Source organism: Micromonospora okii (genome assembly GCF_020884795.1).
In the GTDB taxonomy this organism is placed as follows: domain Bacteria; phylum Actinomycetota; class Actinomycetes; order Mycobacteriales; family Micromonosporaceae; genus Micromonospora; species Micromonospora okii.
In genome coordinates this window covers 186,578-206,762 of record NZ_BBZF01000021.1, presented here as the reverse complement: position 1 = coordinate 206,762, position 20,185 = coordinate 186,578, and the positions used below count along the sequence as shown (strand labels likewise).

The 20,185-nt window shown below is 72.8% G+C and carries 18 protein-coding genes and 2 pseudogenes; 16 read left to right on the top strand and 4 right to left on the bottom strand.

The genetic code is table 11. The features are described 5' to 3' along the window. Nucleotides 1–5 precede the first annotated feature (5 nt). From LPU43_RS20845 to LPU43_RS20815, 7 genes are all read left to right on the top strand, one after another. Nucleotides 6–728 carry an arylamine N-acetyltransferase gene (locus tag LPU43_RS20845; protein WP_255686419.1) on the top strand — a complete coding sequence of 241 codons (723 nt, stop codon included), beginning with the start codon at nucleotides 6–8 and terminating at the stop codon, nucleotides 726–728. A gap of 33 nt (nucleotides 729–761) precedes the next feature. Continuing rightward, nucleotides 762–929, top strand: a complete 168-nt coding sequence (locus tag LPU43_RS20840; RefSeq protein ID WP_229402172.1) for a hypothetical protein — start codon at nucleotides 762–764, stop codon at nucleotides 927–929. Then, a complete protein-coding gene (locus tag LPU43_RS20835) occupies nucleotides 926–1,987 on the top strand; it encodes a 3-dehydroquinate synthase family protein (RefSeq protein WP_229402171.1) in 1,062 nt (353 codons plus the stop codon). The genes LPU43_RS20840 and LPU43_RS20835 overlap by 4 nt, the downstream gene beginning before the upstream one ends. Then, entirely contained in the window at nucleotides 1,984–3,291 is a 1,308-nt protein-coding gene (locus LPU43_RS20830; protein WP_229402170.1) for a 3-deoxy-7-phosphoheptulonate synthase, read from the top strand. Before LPU43_RS20835 ends, LPU43_RS20830 begins: the two co-directional genes overlap by 4 nt. Nucleotides 3,292–3,487: 196 nt before the next feature. Further along, nucleotides 3,488–4,654, top strand: a complete 1,167-nt coding sequence (gene rifK, locus LPU43_RS20825) for a 3-amino-5-hydroxybenzoate synthase (RefSeq protein WP_229402169.1) — start codon at nucleotides 3,488–3,490, stop codon at nucleotides 4,652–4,654. Further along, the gene (locus LPU43_RS20820; protein WP_229402168.1) at nucleotides 4,651–5,724 is read left to right on the top strand and encodes a Gfo/Idh/MocA family protein; all 1,074 of its coding nucleotides are present in this window, start codon (nucleotides 4,651–4,653) and stop codon (nucleotides 5,722–5,724) included. Before rifK ends, LPU43_RS20820 begins: the two co-directional genes overlap by 4 nt. A gap of 11 nt (nucleotides 5,725–5,735) precedes the next feature. After that, nucleotides 5,736–6,434 carry an HAD-IA family hydrolase gene (locus tag LPU43_RS20815; RefSeq protein ID WP_229402167.1) on the top strand — a complete coding sequence of 233 codons (699 nt, stop codon included), beginning with the start codon at nucleotides 5,736–5,738 and terminating at the stop codon, nucleotides 6,432–6,434. Nucleotides 6,435–6,617: 183 nt separating this feature from the next. Here the strand turns inward: LPU43_RS20815 and rfbH are convergent, their stop codons facing one another. Further along, nucleotides 6,618–7,925: a lipopolysaccharide biosynthesis protein RfbH gene (gene rfbH, locus LPU43_RS20810; RefSeq protein WP_229402166.1), complete on the bottom strand. Its 1,308-nt coding sequence runs from the start codon at nucleotides 7,923–7,925 to the stop codon at nucleotides 6,618–6,620. Between the two features lie 292 nt (nucleotides 7,926–8,217). On the opposite strand from rfbH, the gene LPU43_RS20805 reads away from it, so the two are divergent. Next, nucleotides 8,218–9,381, top strand: coding sequence for a glycosyltransferase (locus tag LPU43_RS20805; RefSeq protein ID WP_229402165.1), 1,164 nt, complete (start codon nucleotides 8,218–8,220; stop codon nucleotides 9,379–9,381). Between the two features lie 46 nt (nucleotides 9,382–9,427). After that, nucleotides 9,428–9,946, top strand: a pseudogene (locus LPU43_RS20800) (dTDP-4-dehydrorhamnose 3,5-epimerase family protein); the annotation flags it as partial. 38 nt (nucleotides 9,947–9,984) lie between these two features. Here LPU43_RS20800 and LPU43_RS28980 read toward each other — a convergent pair. From LPU43_RS28980 to LPU43_RS20790, 3 genes and pseudogenes are all read right to left on the bottom strand, one after another. Further along, nucleotides 9,985–10,179: pseudogene (locus tag LPU43_RS28980) on the bottom strand (hypothetical protein); the annotation flags it as partial. Nucleotides 10,180–10,296: 117 nt separating this feature from the next. Then, nucleotides 10,297–11,619, bottom strand: coding sequence for an aminotransferase family protein (locus LPU43_RS20795; protein WP_229402164.1), 1,323 nt, complete (start codon nucleotides 11,617–11,619; stop codon nucleotides 10,297–10,299). A gap of 33 nt (nucleotides 11,620–11,652) precedes the next feature. Then, nucleotides 11,653–12,870: a phthiocerol/phthiodiolone dimycocerosyl transferase family protein gene (locus LPU43_RS20790; protein WP_229402163.1), complete on the bottom strand. Its 1,218-nt coding sequence runs from the start codon at nucleotides 12,868–12,870 to the stop codon at nucleotides 11,653–11,655. Nucleotides 12,871–13,444: 574 nt separating this feature from the next. Here LPU43_RS20790 and LPU43_RS20785 point away from each other — a divergent pair. The 7 genes from LPU43_RS20785 (at nucleotide 13,445) to LPU43_RS20755 (ending at nucleotide 20,182) form a co-directional block, all read left to right on the top strand. Next, on the top strand, nucleotides 13,445–14,671 hold the full coding sequence (locus LPU43_RS20785) for a helix-turn-helix transcriptional regulator (protein WP_229402162.1): 1,227 nt from the start codon (nucleotides 13,445–13,447) through the stop codon (nucleotides 14,669–14,671). A 64-nt stretch (nucleotides 14,672–14,735) separates the two neighbouring features. Continuing rightward, the gene (locus tag LPU43_RS20780) at nucleotides 14,736–15,560 is read left to right on the top strand and encodes a methyltransferase domain-containing protein (RefSeq protein ID WP_229402161.1); all 825 of its coding nucleotides are present in this window, start codon (nucleotides 14,736–14,738) and stop codon (nucleotides 15,558–15,560) included. A gap of 104 nt (nucleotides 15,561–15,664) precedes the next feature. Then, complete coding sequence (locus LPU43_RS20775; RefSeq protein ID WP_229402160.1) at nucleotides 15,665–16,315, top strand: thiamine pyrophosphate-binding protein; 651 nt, start codon at nucleotides 15,665–15,667, stop codon at nucleotides 16,313–16,315. Next, nucleotides 16,312–17,223 carry a transketolase family protein gene (locus LPU43_RS20770; RefSeq protein ID WP_229402159.1) on the top strand — a complete coding sequence of 304 codons (912 nt, stop codon included), beginning with the start codon at nucleotides 16,312–16,314 and terminating at the stop codon, nucleotides 17,221–17,223. Before LPU43_RS20775 ends, LPU43_RS20770 begins: the two co-directional genes overlap by 4 nt. A 131-nt stretch (nucleotides 17,224–17,354) precedes the next feature. Beyond that, a complete protein-coding gene (locus tag LPU43_RS20765; protein WP_373321771.1) occupies nucleotides 17,355–18,551 on the top strand; it encodes a cytochrome P450 in 1,197 nt (398 codons plus the stop codon). Further along, a complete protein-coding gene (locus LPU43_RS20760; RefSeq protein ID WP_229402157.1) occupies nucleotides 18,548–18,751 on the top strand; it encodes a ferredoxin in 204 nt (67 codons plus the stop codon). Before LPU43_RS20765 ends, LPU43_RS20760 begins: the two co-directional genes overlap by 4 nt. A 15-nt stretch (nucleotides 18,752–18,766) precedes the next feature. Continuing rightward, complete coding sequence (locus tag LPU43_RS20755; RefSeq protein ID WP_229402156.1) at nucleotides 18,767–20,182, top strand: NDP-hexose 2,3-dehydratase family protein; 1,416 nt, start codon at nucleotides 18,767–18,769, stop codon at nucleotides 20,180–20,182. Nucleotides 20,183–20,185 lie beyond the last annotated feature (3 nt).

Here is a 20,185-nt window from a genome sequence, read left to right as displayed (position 1 = left end):
CCGGCGTGAATTTCGAGACGTTGCGGAAACTGCAACGGAGACACCTGATGGCGATTCCGTACAGCAGCCTCGCCTATCCCCTCGCGGAGGGGGTGGACGTCGTCGACCTCGACGACGACGCGGTCTTCGCCCGCAGCGTCGTCGACGGGCGGGGCGGGGCCTGCTACCACCTGAACCGCCTGTTCCACCGGCTGCTGCGCGAGCTGGGCTACGACGTCACCCTGCTGGCGGGCAGCACCGGGGAGGGGCGGCAGAACTTCGGGACCGACGTCGAGCACATGCTCAACCGGGTCGCCCTGGACGGCGACGAGTGGCTCGTGGACGTCGGCTACCCGGGCCCGACCTACGTCGAGCCGCTGCGGGTGTGCGACGCGGTGCAGACCCAGTACGGCAGCCAGTTCCGGCTGGTCGACCAGGGCTCCGGGACCGCGCTGCAACGGCGGGGGAGGGCCACCCGCTGGGGCGTCGTCTACACGTTCACGACGAAGCCCCGGCAGTGGAGCGACTGGAAGGAGATGGAGGAGAACCTCCGGACGATCCTGGCGGACCCGGGGCGGGAGGACACCCAGGAGGTCCTGTGCGGCCGGACCGTCGCCGACGGTCAGGTCTTCATGAGACAGCGCCGGTACCTGACCGTCCGCGACGGCCGCGAGCAGGTACGCACGATCACCGACGACAACGAGCACCGGATGCTGCTGTCCCGCATCCTCTCCGGCGACCTCGACTGAGCTCGCGTCCGGTCGCAACCAGAAAGGGACACCATGAACAACGAGGATCGACCGTTCGCCCGGCTCGTCGACTTCTGCTGGGCCGCCTGCCAGGAGTACGGCCGGTTCGTGTGGGTCTTCTACGGCGGCGAGGCCGCGGCGAAGGCTGCGGCGGACCCGGCGTACCGGGCCACCCGGGGCGCCCCGGAGAAGGTCCGGTGAGGACAACCGTTCCCGTACGGCTCGGGGACCGCTCGTACGAGGTGCTCGTCGGCCCCGGGGTGCGCGCGTCGCTCGCCGGGGTGATCCGACGGCTGGGCGCCCACCGGGCCGTCGTCGTCTCGGCCCGTCCCCGGGAATGGGTGCCCGACACGGGCGTGCCCACCCTGCTGCTGCCCGCCCGGGACGGCGAACGCGCCAAGACCCTCGCCACGGTGGAGGCGCTCTGCGGCGAGTTCGCGCGGTTCGGGCTCACCCGGTCCGACGTCGTCGTCTCCTGCGGCGGCGGGACGACCACCGACGTGGTCGGGCTCGCGGCGGCGCTGTACCACCGGGGCGTGGCCGTGGTGCACCTGCCGACGTCGCTGCTCGCCCAGGTCGACGCCAGCGTGGGCGGCAAGACGGCGGTGAACCTGCCGGAGGGCAAGAACCTGGTCGGCGCGTTCTGGCAGCCCAGCGCGGTGCTGTGCGACACCGACCACCTGTCGACCCTGCCGCCCCGGGAGCTGCGCAACGGGCTCGGCGAGATCGCCCGCTGCCACTTCATCGGCGCGGGCGACCTGCGCGGGCTGCCGCTCGCGGAGCAGATCGCCGCCAGCGTGCGGCTCAAGGCGGCGATCGTGGAGGTCGACGAGCGCGACGCCGGGCGGCGACACCTGCTCAACTACGGCCACACGCTGGGCCACGCGCTGGAGCTGGCGACCGGGTTCGCGCTGCGCCACGGCGAGGCGGTCGCCATCGGCACGGTCTTCGCGGGCCGGTTGGCGGGCGCCCTCGGCCGGATCGGTCCCGCGCGGGTGGCCGAGCACCTGGCGGTCGTCGGCCACTACGACCTGCCCACCGCCCTGCCCGCCGACGTCGATCCCGTGGGCCTGGTCCGCCAGATGCGCCGGGACAAGAAGGCAGTCGACGGGCTGGGCTTCGTCCTCGACGGGCCCGGGGGCGCGGAGCTGGTGACCGGCGTGCCGGAGGACGCCGTCCTGCGTACCCTGGGCGAGATGCCGCGTGCGCCCCTGGCCGCGCTCGTCGGGGCCGCCGCGACCGATGCGGCGTCGACATGAAGAGGTTTCCGCACCGCCCGGCGGACGCCGAGGGCCCGGCCGACGGCCACCACCCCGCCGACGCCGGGGGCCCGGCTCCCGACCCCTGCCCGGCGGAGAGGCTCCTGCGCCGCCGGCTGGACGAGGCGCTCACCCGCGCCGCCGCGCAGCAGCCGTGCTGGCCGCACCCGGAGCGGGCGCACGCCGTCGTCGAGCAGCTCCACCGGGCCGACCCGATCGTGGCCCCGGAGGAGACGGCGCGGCTGTCCGACCGGCTCGCGTCGGTCGCCCGTGGCGAGGCGTTCGTGCTCCAGGGCGGCGACTGCGCCGAGACCTTCGTCGACAACACCGAGTCGCACCTGCGCGCCAACCTGCGGCTCCTGCTGCGGATGGCCGCCGTGCTCACCCGCGTCGGCGGCCTGCCGGTGGTCACGATCGCCCGGATGGCCGGGCAGTACGCCAAGCCGCGCTCCAACGCCGTGGACGAGCTGGGGCTGCCCGTCTACCGGGGCGACATCGTCAACTCCGCGGAACCCACCCTCGCCGCGAGGACGCCCGACCCGCAGCGGATGCTGCGCGCCCACGCCCACGCGAGCGGCGCGATGGACGTGGTCCGCGGGTTCGGCGCGGGCGGGGTCTACGTCAGCCACGAGCTGCTCCTGCTCGACTACGAGCGCACCGGGCTCTGGGCGGACGCGAGCGGCCCCGAGCCCCGGCTGGCCAGCGGCCTCGCCCACTTCCTGTGGGTCGGCGAGCGCACCCGTCAGCTCGACGGGGCGCATGTCGCGTTCGCGGAGCTGCTCTCCAATCCCATCGGTCTCAAGATCGGCCCGAGTGTGACCCCGGAGCTGGCCGTCGAGTACGTGGAGCGCCTCGACCCGCACCGCACGCCGGGGCGGCTGACGCTGGTGAGCCGGATGGGGCACCGCCTCGTCCGCGACGTCCTGCCGCCGATCGTGGAGAAGGTCAAGGCCTCCGGGCACCAGGTGATCTGGCAGTGCGACCCGATGCACGGCAACACCCGCCAGTCGGCCAACGGGTACAAGACCCGGCACTTCGACCACGTGCTCGACGAGATCGCCGGCTTCTTCGAGGTGCACCGGGGTCTCGGCACCCACCCCGGCGGCATCCACGTCGAGGTGACCGGCGAGGACGTGACGGAATGCCTCGGCGGCGCCTCGGCGATCGCCGAGACCGACCTGCCCGCCCGCTACCGGACCGCCTGCGACCCGCGCCTCAACGCCGAGCAGTCGGGCGAACTCGCCGCCCGCGTCGCCGAACTGCTGGGCGGCCGGCCCACGGGCGCCCCGGACCTACTGGGATGACCGGGAATTCGGCGGGCGGCCGGCCGGTGCCGCCCATTTCCGGGGCGCGCGGGGCCGCCGGCGACTACCAGACCAAGGGATGTGGCCGGGCGCGCGTGATCATAAAATGGCCTGCCGGGGCTGAATTCACAATTCTCTCGCCGCACGGCCGATCACGCATTTCCTAATCGGACCCACTACGGAGAATCGGAGAGACATGAACGCGCGACAGGCACCTGAATTCCCCGCGTGGCCCCAGTACGACGACGCCGAGCGGGACGGCCTGATCCGTGCGCTCGAACAGGGCCAGTGGTGGCGGATGGGCGGGAACGAGGTGGACTCGTTCGAGCGGGAGTTCGCCGACCACCACGGCGCCGAGCACGCGCTGGCGATCACCAACGGGACGCACGCGCTGGAGCTGGCCCTCCAGGTCATGGGCGTCGGGCCGGGCACCGAGGTCATCGTGCCGGGCTTCACCTTCATCTCCTCCTCCCAGGCGGCCCAGCGGCTCGGCGCGGTCGCGGTCCCGGTCGACGTCCACCCGGACACCTACAACATCGACGCGGCGGCGGTCGCCGCCGCGATCACGCCGCGCACCAAGGTGATCATGCCGGTGCACATGGCCGGCCTCATGGCGGACATGGACGCGCTGGCGAAGCTCTCCGCCGAGACCGGCGTGGCGCTGTTGCAGGACGCCGCGCACGCGCACGGCGCGCGCTGGCAGGGCAAGCGCGTCGGGCAACTGGGCAGCATCGCCGCGTTCAGCTTCCAGAACGGCAAGCTGATGACGGCGGGCGAGGGCGGGGCCGTGGTCTTCCCCGAGGGCGAGAGCGAGCGGTACGAGACGGCGTTCCTGCGGCACAGCTGCGGCCGGCCCCGGGAGGACCGCCGGTACCTGCACCGCATCGCCGGGTCCAACATGCGCCTCAACGAGTTCTCCGCCTCCGTGCTGCGGGCGCAACTGCGCCGCCTCGACGCGCAGATCGCGCTGCGCGACGAGCGCTGGGCGCTGCTGTCCCGGCTGCTCGGCGCGATCGACGGCGTCGTGCCGCAGGCCGACGACGTGCGCGCCGACCGCAAGTCGCACTACATGGCGATGTTCCGCGTCCCCGGGATCAGCGAGGAGGGCCGCAACGCCCTGGTCGACCGGCTCGTCGCGGCGGGCCTGCCCGCGTTCGCGGCGTTCCGAGCGATCTACCGCACCGAAGCCTTCTGGGAGATCGGCGCGCCGGACGAGCCCCTGGAGGCGGTCGCCGAGCGCTGCCCGAACACCGACGCGATCAGCCGGGACTGCGTCTGGCTGCACCACCGGGTCCTGCTGGCCGGGGAGCCGGAGATCCACGCGGCGGCCGAGATCATCGCCGACGCCGTGGCCACGGCATGAGCGTCCGGGTGGCGGTGGTCGGGCTCGGCTGGGCGGGGCGTGAGCTGTGGCTGCCGCTGCTGCGCGAGCACGCCGACTTCGAGGTGGTCGCCGCCGTCGACGCCGACCGGGCCTCGCGGGAGGCGTTCACGAAGGCGACGGGCATCGCCGCGTACCCGGCGGTGGACGCGCTCACCGCGCGCGCGGTCGACCTGGCCGTGGTCGCGGTCCCCAACCACCTGCACACGGAGGTCGGGGGCGCCCTGCTCGCCATGGGGATCTCCGTCTTCCTGGAGAAGCCGGTGTGCCTGAGCTCGACCGAGGTCGACCTCCTCGCGGCGGCCGAGCGCCACGGCGGGATGCTGCTGGCCGGCAGCGCCATCCGGTACCGCGCCGACGTCGAGGCGTTGCGGCAGGTGCTGCCCGACCTCGGCGACGTCCGGCACGTCGACCTGGGCTGGGTCCGGGCGCGCGGCGTGCCGAAGGCGGGCGGCTGGTTCATCCAGCGGGACAAGGCCGGCGGGGGAGCGCTGTTCGACCTCGGCTGGCACCTGCTCGACACGCTCGCGTTCCTGCTCGGCCCGGCCGGCTGCGCCGAGGTGACCGGCGTGACGTCGGACGACTTCGTCAACGCCGGCGCCTGGCGCGCGGCGTGGCGGCGGGACCAGCCCGGCGCGGACGCCGCCGACGTGGAGGACACCGCCCGTGGGTTCATGGTCCGCGACGACGGCGTCTCGGTCGCCCTGCGGGCGAGCTGGGCGTCGCACGAGGCCCGCGACGTCTGCCGGGTCCGGGTCGAGGGCACCGCGGGCACCGCGGAGCTGCGGTGCACCTTCGGCTTCAGCCCCAACCGGATGCCCGAGCCCGTGCTGACGGTGACCAGCGAGGGCACCACGACGCGCATCGCGGTGCCGGCCGAGCGGATCGGCGCGGAGTACGCCCGGCAGGTGGACCGCCTCGCCGGGATGCTGGCCGACCCCGGCAACCGTGGTCGGGCCGTGGCCGAGGCCCGCCCGATCGTCGGCCTGATCGAGAGCTTCTACGCGTCGGCCGGCTCGCGCGCGCGGCGCGCGGTCCCCGCGTACCAGTAGAGAGGTGCTCCATGGCGTTTCCGATCGTCGAACGACCAGACGCCGAGGTGGAGACCCCGGCGACGGTCCGGCACGCGGTCGTCTTCGATCTCGACGGGGTCATCGTCGACAGCTTCGCGGTGATGAGCGAGGCGTTCGCCATCGCGTACGCCGAGGTGGTCGGCGACGGCCCCGCGCCGTTCGAGGAGTACCGGCGTCACCTGGGCCGCTACTTCCCGGACATCATGCGGATCATGAACCTGCCGCTGGCGATGCAGGAGCCGTTCGTCCGCGAGAGCTACCGCCTCGCCGACCAGGTGCACGTCTTCGACGGGATCGTCGAGCTGCTGCTGACCCTGCGGGTGCGCAACGTGCGGCTGGCCGTCGCCACCGGCAAGAGCGGGCCCCGGGCGCGGTCCCTGCTCGACCGGCTGGGCCTGCTCCCGTTCTTCGCGCACGTCATCGGCTCCGACGAGGTCGCCCAGCCCAAGCCGGCCCCCGACATCGTGCGGCACGCGCTGGACCTGCTGGACGTGCCGCCGGAGGCGGCCATCATGGTGGGTGACGCGCCGACCGACGTCGCCAGCGCCCGGGGGGCCGGCGTCGCCTCGGCCGCCGCGCTGTGGGCCCCGCCGTACGACGTGGGCGAGCTGCTCGCCGCCGGCCCCGACGTGGTGCTGCGACGCCCGGTCGACCTCCTCGCCCTCTGCCCGGCCGTACCCGCCCGCTGACGCGGCCGGCCCGCCGTCGGGTCGACCACGGCGTCGGGTCGGCAACGGCGGCCGGTCGACCACGGTCTCCGGTCGGCCACGGTCTCCGGTCGGCCACGGCCTTCCGGGCGCTGGACGGCCTTCGGGCCGCTCGACGAAAAGCCGGCGCGCCGCCCGCGACAGCGGACGGCGCGCCGGATTCGTTCAGTGCGTGGCGACGAACTCCTTGAGCGAGCCGATGACGTACTCGATCATCTCGGAGGTGATGCCCGGGTAGACGCCGATCCAGAACGTCCGGTCGGTCACCGTGTCGCTGTTGGCCAGGGAGCCGACGACGCGCTGCGGCTGGCCGATGTAGGCGGGGTGCCGGGTGAGGTTGCCGGCGAACAGCCGCCGGGTGCGGATGTTGCGGGCCTCCAGCCAGCCGACGACGTCGGGGAGGTCGAAGCCCGCGTCCGGCAGCACGGTGATGACGAAGCCGAACCAGCTCGGGTCGCTGCCCGGCGTCGGCTCCGGCAGCAGCAGGCCGGGCAGGCCGTCCAGGCCCTCGCGGAGCTGACGCCAGTTGCGCCGACGCGCCTCGCTGAAGGCGGGCAGCTTGGCCAACTGGCTCAGCCCGAGGGCGGCCTGGATGTCGGTGCTCTTGAGGTTGTACCCGACGTGCGAGAAGACGTACTTGTGGTCGTAGCCCTCGGGCAGCGTGCCGAGCGTGAAGTCGAACCGCCGCAGGCAGCGGTCGTCCTCGCCGGGCTCGCACCAGCAGTCGCGGCCCCAGTCGCGGAACGACTTCGCCAGCTTGGCCAGCTTGAGGCTCGACGTCAGCAGCGCGCCGCCCTCGCCCATCGTCAGGTGGTGCGCCGGGTAGAACGACACGGTGGAGAGCTGGCCGAACGTGCCGGTGAGCCGGCCGTTGTAGGTCGAGCCCACGGCGTCGCAGTTGTCCTCGATCAGGTAGCAGTGGTGCCGCGCGGCCAGCTCGGCGATCTCCGCGACCGGGAAGGGGTTGCCGAGCGTGTGCGCGATCATGATCGCGCGGGTGCGTGGGGAGATCGCCTCCTCGACCCGCTCGGCCGTGGTGTTGTACGTGCCGAGGTCGATGTCGACGAAGACCGGCACGAGGCCGTTCTGCAGGATCGGGTTGACCGTGGTCGGGAAGCCGGCGGCGACGGTGACGACCTCGTCGCCCGGCTTGAGCCGCTTGTCGCCCAGCTCCGGCGACGTCAGCGTGCTCAGCGCCAGCAGGTTCGCCGACGACCCGGAGTTCGTCAGCAGGGCCTTGCGTCGCTTCTGCACCCTGGCGAAGGACGACTCGAACTTCGCCGCGATCCCGCCGGCGGCGATGCGCATGTCGAGCGCGGCGGCCACCAGCGCCTCCCGGTCGTCGGCGTCCAGCACCGCCCCGGAGGAGAGGATCGGAGTCTGCCCCGGGATGAACGGCGCCGACGCGGGGGTCTTGGCGTCGTGGTAGCCACGGACCTGCTCCAGCAGGCGCGATCGGGCTGGGTCGACCATGTCGTGTCCCCTACGGTCGAAGGCGGGCTGTCGCTGAAACCTGGTGCTGGAGTCTCCTGACGGCGGCCACGGGGCGGACGGTGGCAGAAGGGTCCACCCGGTTCCGGCTCACCGGAAGCGCCGCGCGGCGCTTCGAATCTCTTGCCCGACATGCTAGAGGCGTCGGGCCGACACGAGATCCCCCAACCTGGTAGGGAACGGGCCGTCCGGGGCGAAACTACCCGCGTTGGTGATGACCCCGGGATGCCGCGTCGGCAGACTTTGATCCATCTTGAGAGCAGGGGAGGACTCCTTGAAGGTCATCGTTTGCGCCGGTCCCAGCCCGTCCACGGTATTCAGCCACGTTCCGCTCGGGGCGGCCCTGCGTGACGCGGGGCATCAGGTGATGATGACCTCCTGCCTGGAGGAGATGGTCCCGACCATCGTGGGCGTCGGCTTCCCCGCCGTGCCGATCACCGACCCGGACCTGCCCGCGGAGAAGATCATCTCGCCCGACGGCAAGATGCCGCAGATCCCCGACGTGCCGATCGAGCGGGAGCGCCTGACGGGCCGGTGGTACGCCCGACTGGAGGCCGTGACCCTCGACGCCCTGCTGGCGTTCGCCGAGGACTGGCGGCCGGACGTCGTCGTCGGCGGCGTGAACGCCTACGCCGCCCCGCTGCTGGCGACCCGCCTCGGTGTCCCCTACGTGCGCCACGCGTGGGACATCAACGACGCGTCGGAGATGGACCGCGGGGCGACCGAGGAGCTGGGCGAGCGGCTGGCGGAGCTGGGCCTGGACGGGCTCCCCGAGCCGGACATGATGATCGAGATCACGCCGCCGAGCCTGCTCCTGCCGGACGCCGCCCCCGCGCAGATGATGCGCTGGATCCCGGGCAACTCCCAGTGCCGCCTGGAGCCGTGGATGTACACCCGGGGCGCGGACGCCCGGGTCGGCGTGACCATCGGCACCGGCGTCATGCGCCACAACGAGCTGGACTTCCTCCAGCAAATCGTGGAGAACGTCACCGCCGTCGACGCGGAGGTGGTGGTGCCGGTGCAGAACGAGGCCGCGACCCTACTGAGCGAGCGGGTGAGCGGCATCCGGACGGGCTGGATCCCCCTGGACATCCTCGCCCCCACCTGTGACGTCCTCGTGCACCAGACCGGCGGCAGCACGATGATGACGGCGCTGAGCTTCGGGGTGCCCCAGATCCTGATCCCCGACCCCGGCATGTGGCGGCAGACCGAGATGGCCAACCGCCTCGCCGCGACCGGCGCCGCGATCGTGCTCACCCCGGAGGAGGCCACGAGCGACGCCATCGCCAAGAGCTGCCAGGAGATGATCTCCAACCCGTCGTACGCCGCGGCCGCCGCCGAGCTGGCGCGGGAGATCGCCGCCCTGCCGCTGCCGTCCGAGGTGGCCCGCCACATCGAGCGGCTCGTCCGCGACGCGCCCCGGGGACGCCGTGCCTGAGCCGCCCGTCCGCCGGGACCGGCCCGCCGGCCTCAGCACCCGGAGCATGACCGTACGCCCGCTCACCATCAGCGGCGCCTACCTCGTCTCGTCCCGGTCGTTCCCCGACGAGCGGGGCGACTTCTTCGAGGTCTACCGCGAGGACGTGCTGACCGAGGTGCTCGGGTACCGGCCGAGGATGGCCCAGACCAACTACTCGACCTCCCGGCGCAACGTCCTGCGCGGCGTGCACGGCGCGGCCGTCCCGCCGGGCCTGGCCAAGCTCGTCATGTGCCTGCGCGGGTCGATGCTCGACTTCGTCGTCGACGTGCGGACGGGCTCGCCGACCTTCGGGCAGTGGGACATGATCGTCCTCGACGGACGGGACGCCTCCTCGGTCTACGTCGAGGAGGGGCTCGGGCACGCCTTCCTGGCGCTGGACGACGACACCTGCGTCCAGTACCAGCTCTCCGGGCTCTACGAGCCGCGCGACGTCGTCACCGTGCACCCGCTGGACCCGGAGATCGGCCTGCCCCTCGCGTTCGCCGGCACCCCCATCCTGTCCGACCGCGACGCCGCCGCGCCGACGCTGCGCGAGGCGGCCGAGCGGGGCCTGCTGCCGAGCTACGACGCGTGCAGGGCGCTCCTCGACGCCCGCCGGCAGCCGGTCGACGTGGTGGACGCCCACGCCCGGTCGCAGCCGCGGAGCATGGCCTGGCGGACGTCGCGGCGACGGGCGAGGCAGACGAGGGCGGCGCTGTGGCGCTCACCCTCGGCCCGGCTGCCGTCGTAGTGGGCCCGCCCGCGGTCGTGGCGGGCGCGGCCGACCCGCTCCGGGACGGCGGGACGGCGCGGCCGGCATTCGCGGCAGGGCCCCTATGACAGCGAAGGCCCGGGAGAACGCTCCCGGGCCTTCGCTGTCTGTCGTGCGACGGGTCAGTTCGCGCGCTCGCCCAGCTCGTCCAGCGACGCGCGCAGCGCGCCGCCGAGGAAGTCCAGTTCGGCGTCCGTGGCGTTCAGCGGGGGCGCGACCAGCAGCCCCTCGCCGCTGCCGTCGGGGTGCCAGCCGACGAAGGGGTACAGCAGCAGGCCGTTGCTCCTGGTGATCCGCAGCGCGTCGCTGAGGGTGCCCCGGGCGAGCTCGATGCCGTGGAAGTAGCCGAGGCCGCGCACGTCGGAGACCATCGGAGCGCCCCGCGTCGCCTCGGCCACGAGCTTGCCCACGGCCGCGCCGCGCACCTGGTCGCGGTCGAGGGCGCCGATCTCGTCCAGCACCGACAGCACCGCGAGCCCGACCCGTCCCTGGAGCGGGGTCGCCGACATCGTGCCCATCAGCGGCAGCCACCTGCCGCTCGACGCGATCTCCTCGACCAGCTCCGGCGCGATCGTCGTGGCGGCCAGGGGGATGAACCCGGCGCCGAGCCCCTTCGCCAGGGTGACGATGTCCGCGTCCGCGCCCGGCGTGTGGTGCGAGCCCAGCGGCAGCCCGGTGCGGCCGAGCCCGGTGAGCACCTCGTCGTGGATGACGAGGACGCCGTACTCGTCGCAGATCTCGCGCACCGCCCGCAGGTATCCGGCCGGCGGCACGTATCCGCCCCCGGTCGTGCCGTTGACGGTCTCCACCAGCACCGCGGCGACGCTCTCCGGCCCGGCGGCCACGATGGCCTCGCGCACGACCCGCGCGCACTCGTCCCGGCAGGTGGGGAACGGGCAGCCGACGTGCTGGCCGGGGTAGGGCGGGTCGAAGGCGGGCCCGATGCCGAAGCTGTCGTCCGGGTGCGGCCGCCGGGAGCGGTGACCGGACAGGGCGAGCACGAACGCGCTGTTGCCGTGGTAGCCCAGCGAGGCGGTCAGCACCTTGTGGCGGCCCGCCTCCCCGCGCGCCCGTTGCGTCAGCCGCGCCAGGGCGATGGCGGCCTCCGTGGCCGAGGTGCCGGTGGGGGTGAACATGACCCGGTCGTCCGGCCGGTGCACGGCCCGCGCCGTGGCGGCGGCCAACTGCTCCATCTCGGTCGGCGCGAACGTGCCGGGGCTGGCGTACGTGCAGATGCCCACCTGGTCCCGCAGCGCCTCGACCACCGTGGGGTGGGCGTGGCCGATGTTCACGTTGACGATCCCGCTGCACGCGTCGAGGTAGCGCCGCCCGTCGGAGGCGAAGATCCACGAGCCGTAGGCGTGGCTGTAGGGGATGGGCGCGATCTGCAACCGCGCCGCCAGTAGCTGCGACGTGCCCGCGGTCTTGTTCACGGTCGTGGTCACGATGGGAGTCCTCCTGGCCCTCGATTTCTGACGTCACCGGTCACGGGTCACCCGACCGAGCTGTTCGCGCAGGAGGTCGATGCGCCTCGGCAGCTCCGGGTCGCCGTCGGGCCACGCCAGGTCGATGCCGACCCGTCCGTCGAACGTGCTCACCACGTAGCCGCCGAGGGCCACGGCCTCCCGGATTCGGGAGGCGGAGTGGAAGTTCGTCAGCCGCAGGCCGGCGGGCGTCCGCATCGGCGGCAGGACGCCCCAGTTCATCATGCTGACCACGGCGGGGGCGGGGCCCTGCTCCCAGGGGCGCGCCGCGGGCCCCGGCCCGCTGAGCATGTCGAGGAGGCTGCGCTGGATGGAACCGTCGGCGAGCCCGGCGCGCAGTTGCTCCCCGATGGCCCGACCGATGGCGACGGCGTCGGGCGCGACCGCGTCGGTGGCCCGGAAACCCACGCCGCCGAGCACGACCGTGCCCTCGGTCGCGCCGACCGGCGGAGTGAGGCGGCTGCGCAGGTTCACCGTGTACCGGTACAGCAGGTCCGTCAGCGGCAGGCCGCGGATCTCGGCCTCGGCGAGCAGGATGGCGCCCGACAGCAGGCCGTTGACCGTCACGTGCTCGCGGTGGGCGCGTTCGACCAGCGCCGCCGTCTGCGCCGTGCTCAGGCGGTGCTGCACGACGTGCCGGACGACCGGCTCCGGCGGGGGCGCCGGCTGGCGCGGCGACGGAGCCGGGGCCGCCGCCGGGGCGGGCGCGGCCGGGTGGATGCCGCGTTCGGCCAGCAGGTCCTCCAGCGACCGGGGGTACGGGTGGCGGGGCAGGTCGACGGGGACGCCGTCGACCAGGTCGGTGTAGCCGGACCAGAGCGCCGTCAGCACCTCGATGGCGTGGTGGGCGTCGGCGATGCTGTGCTGGACGGCCAGGCACACGCTCGCCTCGTCGCCGTCGCGCACGACGTGCAGCGCGCTCAGCGACCGGCGCTGGTCCAACTCCAGGCCGGTCAGCGGCCGGTCGAGGTCGCCGTCGCGGAAGCCGACCTGCGGCCGGGCGTCGGACCCGGCCAGGACGGGCCCGTCGTCGTCGGTGTCGATCCGGGCCGTGAGCTGGGGATATGAGCGGCACACGGCCTCGTAGGCGGCGGCCAGGGCAGCCTCGTCCAGCCGGCCGACGGCGCGCACCGTGTATCCGATGTACGCCTCCCTGCCGGCGTGGATCTTCTCGCTGGGTGCCAGCGGACGCCGGATTCCGGCCCTTGTCACAGATCGCCTCCAGTCAGCATGCGTTCCGAGCATGATCAGGCTTGCCCACGGGGTTCGCCGGGGCCATCACCAACGTGGATAGTCTCGGCCGGCTGCCGGGGCGGGCCCTGTCAGGTTGGGGGATGCCCGGCGGGCGGGCCCGTCCTAGCCTGAGGAAGAGCCGACGGCCGCCTCGTCGTCAATCTTTGTCAGATGTCGTTACGGGTGCTGTGCAGTGTTACGGAGGTCAATGTTTGCCCGAGGTTGAAAGGCGTTGGGCAATGTGTTCCTTTTTGAGTCGTGGCTTCCCGAGGGTGACCCTTTGGTCAGCGGAAACGCGGTCGCCGGTGACGTGGTGACACGCCTCTGGACGGGACGCCTCGCCACGGGTAGTGTCCGTAATCGCTTGGCTGCCTTCGGTAATCGGCCGCCAGTTGAATTGGCGTCCGGGTAAATCGCGTCGAGGGGCCGGGGCCCGAGGGAGAGATCGTTGTCTTCTTTGCTGAGACCGGCGTCTGTCGGCGCGCAGGTTCCCTGCGCCCGAAGCCGAAACTCACCGCAGATACGCTTTCCTCAGCACCCCTTTGCCGGTCGGTTGGATGATTTTCTCCCGGGCTCGTGCGAGGCAGCCGGGCTCTTTCGGCAATCCGCCCTGGCGTGGTGCGACGGCCGGCTCGACGTGGGGCTGCGGTGCGCCGAGGCGGCCGTCGACGCCCAGTGCGAGGAGGTCCACGAGCACTGCGAGCTGGCCCCCTTCTGGCGCGTCGCCCTGCTGATCAAGGCCAGGGAGATCGACGCCGGCTGGCGGGCGTTGGAATCCATCGAGGCGCGCCGGGGCACGTCGGGCTCGGAGCGCATCACGGCGACGTCGCACATCATCCGCGGCGAGCTGCTGTTCACCACGGGCCGCGTCGACGAGGGCCTCGCCGAGGTCGAGGCCGGGCTGCTGGTCGCGGAGAGCAGCGGCTGCGCCCGCTCGCTGCTGCCCACCGGGTACGTGGTGATGGCGCTCGGCGCGCTGCGCCGGGCGGACATGCGCTCCTGCCTGCACTACGTGGACAAGCTGACCGACGAGGCCCTGCTGGGCTACTTCGGGCGGGCCGCGGGAGCCTGGGTGACCGCACAGGCCCTGGCGGCACGCAGCGGGGTGGAGAGCGTGGCCGATCTCGTCGCCGGGATCGTCACCAACCCCGTCGTCCTCGGCCAGCTCCTGGTGTCGGAGCCGGCGGCGGCCTCCTGGCTGGTCCGCGCCTGCGGCACGCTGGGCGCCCGCGACCTCGCGGAGGCGACGGTGGCGGCGGCGCGCGCCGCGTCCGCCACACAGCCGGGATTCGCCGTCGTGCGGGCCTCGGCGCTGCACGCCGCCGGGCTGCTGGAGGGCGATTCCGACGACCTGCTGGAGGCGGCGGAGCGGTATCCGGATCTGTGGTGCGGGGCGTCCGCGCGCGAGGATCTGGCGGGCCTGTTGTCGGCGCGGCGATCCGAGCGGAACAACGCGATCCGCGTCTTCGAGTCTGCCCTGGAGGGCTACACCGCCGTCGGCGCCACGCGCGACGCGTCGCGCGTGGTGAACAAGCTCCGGGAATTGGGCGTGCGGCGCGGCGCCATTCGCGCGGTGGAGCGTGACGGTCAATTGCCGCACGGCCTGACCGAGGCCGAGTTCGCGGTCGCGGAACTCGTCAGTCAGGGGCACACCAACAACGAGGTCGGCAGGCAGTTGTTCATCTCCCGGCACACCGTGGCATTCCACCTCAGGAAGGTGTACCAGAAGATGAGCGTCGCGTCGCGGGTCGAGTTGGCGGCCAAGTGGAAATCGGTGTGACGGTGCCGCCTTCCCGACGGGAACGGCGCGTGAACAATTCAGAAACGATGGTTGAGGGGGACGTGTGACAAAGCCGACGCCGACCGAGATCGGTCACGGTTACGACGCCTTCGCGGATCTGCTCGATCAGATCTGGGGCGAGAACCTGCACCACGGTTACTGGAAGGACGCGTCCGACGACGCGTCGCTCGAGGAGGCCACCGAGCGGCTGACCGCCAGGCTGAGCGCGATGCTGACCGTCAAGCCGGGCAGCCGGGTGCTCGACATCGGCTGCGGCATCGGTGAGCCGGCCATCAGGCTGGCCACCGCGCACGACATCGAGGTCGTCGGGGTGTCGATCAGCGAGCGGCAGGTGCAGCGGGCGAACGACCGCGCGGCCTCCGCCGGGCTGGCCGACCGGCTGTCCTTCCAGCTCGCCGACGCGATGGACCTGCCGTTCCCCGACGAGTCGTTCGACATCGTCTGGGCGATGGAGTCCATGCACCACATGCCGGACCGCTGGCACGTGCTCCGGCAGGCGGCCCGGGTGCTGCGGCCCGGCGGCCAGGTGGCGATCGCCGACTTCCTGCTGGTCCCGGGCGCGGACGGGGAGAAGCCCGACGGAGCCCGCGTGCGCGAGGCCAGCAAGGGCGTGCTGTCGGTCGTCGACCTCGACGAGTACCTGTCCCACATCCGCGAGGCCGGGCTCGTGCCCCAGAGCACGGAGGACGTCAGCGCCCACACCCGGCCGTCGTGGGGCAAGGCGGCGGTACGGTTCGCCGCGCTGCGCGAGCAGGCCGAGCCGCACATCGGGGCGGAGCAGTTCGACCTCACGCTGTCGAGGTTCCACAGCTTCAGCCAGGAGACGACCCTGGGGTACGTCCTCCTGACCGCCCGCAAGCCCGACTGAACACCGCAACTCCGTTGGCCGTGGTGCCTTCTCCCGCATCGAACACGTTCCGGGGTGGAAACATGCAGATGACCGAAGAGACGATACGAAGCCTGTTCAGCAGGATGACCGGGGATGAGAAGCACGGCTGGGCGGCGGCGTCCACCCTGCACGCGCTCTGGGTGCTCTACGAACGCGTGCTCAACGTCTCGCCGGAGAACATCGACGACCCCGACCGGGACCGGTTCTACCTCTCCAAGGGCCACGGCCCGATGGCCTACTACGCGATGCTGGCCGCGAAGGGCTTCCTGGAGCCGGAGACCCTGGACAGTTGGCGGACGTTCGGCTCGCCGCTGGGCATGCACCCGGACCGGGTGCTCGCGCCCGGCGTGGAGATCAGCGCCGGCTCCCTCGGCCACGGGCTCCCGCTCGGCGTGGGCACCGCGCTCGGGCTGCGCGCCCAGGGCCGGCGGGCCCGCGTCGTGGTGCTCCTCGGCGACGGCGAGTTCGACGAGGGCAGCAACCACGAGGCCATCGCGATCGCCGGCCGCCTCGGCCTCGACCGGGTCACCGCGATCGTGATCGACAACGGCTCGGCGAGCCTCGGCTGGCCGGGCGGCATCGCCCGGCGCTTCGAGGGGGAGGGCTGGCACGCGGCCACGGTGAACGGCCGCGACCACGACGAGCTGTACCGGGCGCTGACCCGGGAACCCGACGGGCGACCGCAGGCCGTGGTGGCGGAGGTTCGCGAGATTACGGAAGGAAGCGCGGCATGAGCACCCAGGTCACCCGGAAGCCGATGCGGAGCGTCTTCGTCGACACCACGATCGACTCACTGGCCACCGATCCCCGGCTGGTGCTGCTGACCGCCGACATCTCGGCGTGGTTCTTCACCGCGGCCCGGGCCGAGTTCCCGGACCGGGTGATCAACGTCGGGATCCGCGAGCAGGCGATGATCGGGATCGCCGGTGGCCTGGCGTTGACCGGCCACCGGCCGGTGGTGCACACCTACGCGCCGTTCCTGGTGGAGCGGCCGTTCGAGCAGCTCAAGATCTGCCTCGGGCACCAGGACGTCGGCGCGGTGCTGGTCAGCGTCGGCGCCTCCTACGACGACCCGTCGTGGGGCCGGACCCACCAGTCGCCCGAGGACGTCGCGCTGCTCGACACGCTGCCCGGCTGGACGGTGCACGTGCCCGGCCACGAGGACGAGGTCGAGCCGCTGCTGCGCAGCGCGATGGCCGGCGACGGGCGGGTCTACCTGCGGCTCTCCGAGCGGGTCAACAGCGAGGCGGTGCCGGTCTCGGAGGGGTTCACCGTGCTGCGCCGGGGTGGCGCCGGCGTGGTGATCGCGGTCGGCCCGGTGCTGGACCAGGTGCTCGCCGGGACGGCGTCGATCGACGCGACGGTGCTCTACGCGTCCACGATCCGGCCGTTCGACCACGTCGGCCTGCGCGCCGCCGTGGCCGGCGCGCGACCCAACGTGGCGGTGGTCGAGCCGTACCTGCGGGGAACCTCGGCGCACGAGGTCGCCGAGGCGCTCGGCGACGTGCCGCACCGCCTGCGCTCCTACGGCGTGTGGCGCGACCGGGAGGCGCGGGTCTACGGCACCGCCGAGGACCACGACCGGCTGTACGGGGTGGACGCCGCCGGCCTGGCCGAGTCGATCGGCAGCTTCTTCCAGTAGCCCGTCGCGGCGCCGATCGATCTGCCGTTGAGCTGTTTCCCGCGCCCCGAGGAGTGCCCGAAGTGACGACGCAAACAAAAGAGACTCCGCCCTCCGGCGAATCGCTACGCGCACCGCTGCCCACCGAGCTGCTGCACCGCGACGACGCGTTCACGCCGCCGCCCGCCCTGACGGCGACGGCCGAGCGCTCCCCGATCACCAGGTCGACCCTGCCGGGCGGCGACCCGTTCTGGCTGGTGACCGGGTACGAGGAGGGCCGCGCGCTGCTGGCGGACCTGCGGTTCTCCGCCGACCGGTTCCAGTACCACCCGCGCTTCAAGGAGCTGCCCGAGGAGTTGCGCGAGCAGCTCCGCAACGACAAGGCGCGGGCCGGGTCGTTCATCAACATGGACCCGCCGGACCACACCCGCTACCGCAAGCTGCTCACCGGGCAGTTCACCCTCCGGCGGATGCGCCAGCTCACCGCGCGGATCGAGGAGATCGTCACCGAGCGGATCGACGCCATGCTGGCCGGGGGGAACACCGCCGACCTGGTGTCCGAGTTCGCGATCCCGGTGCCCACGCTGGTGATGTGCGAACTGCTCGGGGTCCGCTACTCCGACCGGGAGGAGTTCCAGCGCAGCACGGCGTCGCTGCTGCGGATGGACCTGCCGGTCAAGGAGGCGCTGGCCAACGTCGAGGCCCAGCGGGAGTTCATGCAGCGGCTCGTCGCGGACAAGCGGGACAACCCGAGCGACGACATGATCTCCGGCCTGATCCACCACGCCGGCGCCGATCCCGCGCTGACCGAGGACGAGCTGATCAACATCGCCAACCTGCTGCTCATCGCCGGCCACGAGACCACGGCGAACATGCTGGGGCTGGGCACCTTCGCGCTGCTGCGGCACCCCGAGCAGTTGGCCGCGCTGCGCGCGGACCCGTCCCGCATGGGCGACGCGGTCGAGGAGCTGCTGCGCTACCTGTCGATCGTCCACACCGGGATCTTCCGGTTCGCCAGGGAGGACGTGGAGCTCGGCGGCGAGCGGCTGCCGGCCGGCTCGACCGTGGTGGTCTCCCTGGTGGCCGCCAACCGGGACGGGCAGCACTGGCCGACCCCGGAGCTGCTCGACGTGGGCCGGCCACGGGCGCCGCACCTGGCGTTCGGCCACGGCGTGCACCAGTGCCTCGGCCAGCAGTTGGCCCGGGTGGAGATGACGGTCGCGTACGGCGAACTGCTGCGCCGCCTGCCCAACCTCCGCCTCGCCGTGCCGCCCGAGGAGATCCCCCTGCGCAACGACATGCTCACCTACGGCGTCTACTCGTTGCCGGTCACCTGGGACGCCCCGTGAGGGTGCACGCCGACCCGGACGCCTGCATCGGCTCGGGCCTGTGCGCGCTGCGCCTGCCCGAGGTGTTCGACCAGAGCGAGGAGGACGGCACCGTGGTGCTGCTCCGCGCCGAGCCCGGCCCCGACCAGCAGGCCGGCGTGGTCCAGGCGGTCGACACCTGCCCGGCCCGGGCCCTGTGGGTCGAGACCACCGGCGCCTGACGGAGGAGCAACGCCATGCGCACCCCCACGCTCTCCGGGCCGCCCCGGCTGCCCGTGCCGCGCCCCCGCGAGTCGCCCTCCATCCGGGACCGCATCGCCGCGTCCGCGCGGGCCGAGGGGCTGCACACCACGACCGAGGACGTCGTGCGGTGGCTCGACGAACGCCGCCGCTCCCCGGAGTTCGACGTGCGGCGCATCCCGTTCGACGCCCTCGACGCGTGGTCCTTCGCGCCCGGCACCGGCGACCTGGTCCACCGCAGCGGTCGCTTCTTCGCCGTGACCGGCCTGCACGTCACGGAGCTCGGCGAGCCCCACGGCGACGGGCCGGCCCGCGACTGGCACCAGCCGATCATCGAACAGCCGGAGGTCGGCATCCTCGGCATCCTCGCCAAGGAGTTCGGCGGCGTCCTGCACTTCCTCATGCAGGCCAAGATGGAGCCGGGCAACCCGAACGTCGTCCAGCTCTCCCCGACCGTGCAGGCGACCCGCAGCAACTACACCCGCGCCCACCGGGGCGCGGCGGTGCGCTACGTCGAGCACTTCGTCGCGCCGGCCCCCGGGCGGGTGATCGCGGACGTGCTCCAGTCCGAGCACGGCTCCTGGTTCCTGCGCAAGTCGAACCGGAACATGGTCGTGGAGACGACCGGGGAGGTCGACCTCCTGCCCGACTACCGCTGGCTCACGCTGCGGCAGATCCACGACCTGCTGCGCCTGGACAACACGGTGAACATGGACGCCCGTACCGTGCTGTCGTGCCTGCCCGACGCGGAGCCGGACGGGACGGCGCTGATGCCGGACGTCGAGCTGCTGTCGTGGTTCACCGGGCAGCGCACCCGGCACCACGTGCGGGCCCGGCGGACGGGGCTCGGTGACGTCCCGGGCTGGCAGCGGGACCGGCACGCGATCCGGCACGAGCACGGGCGGTACTTCTCGGTGGTGGCCGTCGCCGTGGCGGCGGCCAACCGCGAGGTCGCGGGCTGGACGCAGCCGCTGATCGAGCCGACGGCTCCCGGCGTCGTCGCCTTCTACACCAGGACCTTCGGCGGCGTCCGCCACGTGCTGGTCCACGCGCTGGCGGAGGGGGGCTTCCTCGACACCGTCGAGCTGGCGCCGACGGTGCAGGGCGTCCCGCTCAACTACGCCCACCTCGACCCCGCCGACCGTCCGCCGTTGCTCGACCACGCCGCCACCGTGGCCGACGCCGCCCTCCGCTACCGGGTGACGCACTCCGAGGAGGGCGGCCGGTTCCTCAACGCGGAGAGCCGGTACCTGATCGTCGACGCCGACGGCCTCCCGGAGGTCCCGGTGGAGCCGCCCGACGGCTACGCCTGGGTCACCCCGGGCCAGTTGGCCGCGCTGTCCCGGCACGGCCACTACCTCAACGTGCAGGCCCGCACGCTGCTGGCCTGCCTGCGCTGCCTGCCGGCGTGAGGC